At 68.9% G+C, this 2008-nt stretch carries 2 protein-coding genes; both read right to left on the bottom strand.

The window, feature by feature from the left end; genetic code table 11:
• Positions 1-195 precede the first annotated feature (195 nt).
• Positions 196-858 carry a hypothetical protein gene (locus tag JCM9942_RS14680; RefSeq protein WP_054660574.1) on the bottom strand — a complete coding sequence of 221 codons (663 nt, stop codon included), beginning with the start codon at positions 856-858 and terminating at the stop codon, positions 196-198.
• A 10-nt stretch (positions 859-868) separates the two neighbouring features.
• Entirely contained in the window at positions 869-1891 is a 1023-nt protein-coding gene (locus JCM9942_RS19455) for a sigma-70 family RNA polymerase sigma factor (protein WP_083468573.1), read from the bottom strand.
• Positions 1892-2008 lie beyond the last annotated feature (117 nt).

Genomic DNA, 2008 nt, shown 5'->3' on the forward strand with positions numbered 1-2008 from the left:
CGCTGTTCCAGCGGCTGCGCGGCGGCGGCAAGCCGGCGCACTGAGCACGAATGATGGCGTGATGGGTGCCGGTGCCGGTGCCGGCCCGCGCCCTGCGACACCGGTGGGCGCGATCAGCACCGACGTGTCCCCTGAACCACGGCTTCGCCAAACAGGACGAAGCCCGGCCTGGGACAGACCATGCACGGAACGGGGCTAGTGCAGCGGGTCCTGCAGCTCGCGCAGTTCCTGCTGGGCGCGGGCCAGTGATTGCCCGGACAGGGCCTCGAATCCGCGGTGCAGCCAATGGGAGGCGGGTACCCGGTGCAGCGCCCAGTACGCAAGGACGCTGCCGGCCACTGCCGCGACCAGGCCTGCCCCCAGTGTGGCGAGGAACCAGCGCGGCGCCATCGCATACAGATCCAACCCCAGCCACTGCACGCACAGCCACTGCGTGGCCAGCAGCCACAGACAGGCCCACGGCAGCCCCAGCGCCAGCTCGGTGAGGGCGGTGAAGCGGCGCAGCTGCGCCAGCCGGGTGAGCTGCTGCAATACCGGTGCCTGGGTGTACTGCAGGCGCGCGGACAGCAACGCGCGGGTGATCGACACCCAGATCGCGGCGATGCCGTAGCCGTGCAAGACCAGTCCGGTCAGCAGCAGATGCGGCACCTGCCGATGCTCGATCCAGAAGCGGGCGGCCAGTGCGGTGACCACGATCCACACCGCCAGCCACAGCAGCTGCAACGCGCTGAATCCCCGCAGGCGTTTGCGCACGTCGCGGCGACGCGGCTCACGCCAGGCCTCCAGCGCCCGCGCTTCGATCTGGTCCAGACGCCGGGCCTGCTGCGCCCAGGCGGATTTGAGATCGTCCAGTTCCATGCGCGTGTCCTCAGCGGTCGGGGGATGGGTTGAGCCGCTGGCGCAGTTGCTGGCGCAAGCGGTGCAGGCGGGTGGCGATATTGCCCGGACTGAGGCCCAGCACCTCGCTGATCTGGCGGTGGCTGCAGTCGTCCAGGTGCAACAGCAGCAAGGCGCGGTCCAGGGCCGGCAGGCTGCGGATCAGTGCATTGAGTTGGGCCAGACTGGCCGCATCCTCGGCGCTGTCGGCCACCGCAGCGAGGTCATCGATGCGCGCGGCATCGACATCGTGGTGGTGATGCAGGCGCAGGCGCTGGTGGCGCAATTGCGAGATCGCCACATTCAGCGCGATACGGTACAGCCAGGTGCTGAATTGCGCGCGCTCCGGGGCGAAGGCGGGGAACGCACGCCAGGCCTGGATGCTGATCTCCTGGAGCAGGTCCCTGCGCTCCTCGCTGTCATGGCAATAGGCGCGGGCGACCTTGAGTACGATGCCCTGATGCTGTGCCAGCAGCGCGGCGAAGCGCTGCTGCAGATCCTCGCTCGTCCCGGCCATCATGATGGTATCCATGCCCTGATGATTCGCACCAGCGCAGGAAATATCACAGCCTTTTCCAACTTGCCGCTCAGTCGGCCAGGATCGCCAGGTTGCGGCCGCCGCGCTTGGCGGCATACAGGGCACGGTCGCGCGTTGCAGCAGCGCATCGGCCGTTTCCCCGGCCACCGCGCTGGCGACGCCGGCACTGAAACGGACCTGCACGCGCTGGTCCTCATGCAGGAATGGTCGCTGGACCAGTGCGGTCTGCAGCTGTTGCACCGTTTCCAACGCCGCACCGCGGCCCAGCTCGGGCAGCACCAGCACGAACTCGTCGCCGCCCAGGCGGGCGATATGATCGCGGCCGCACAACCGATGCTGGATCACCGCCACCAGGTGCCGCAGCGCCTGATCGCCGCCGGCATGGCCGTGGGTCGCGTTGGTCTGGCCGAAGTGGTCCAGGTCCAGCATCGCCACGCTCAGCGGCGTGGTGCCGGCGCGCAGTTCCCCGCCCAGCACTTCTTCCAGCCACGCCGGTTGAGTGCCCCGGTCAGGGGATCGGTCCGCAGCTGACTGCCGACTTCTTCCAGTTCACGTTCCAGTTGCAGCACCCGCTGCTCGGCGGCGACCGCCTCG

The organism is Stenotrophomonas pictorum JCM 9942, from assembly GCF_001310775.1.
Taxonomy (GTDB): domain Bacteria; phylum Pseudomonadota; class Gammaproteobacteria; order Xanthomonadales; family Xanthomonadaceae; genus Stenotrophomonas; species Stenotrophomonas pictorum.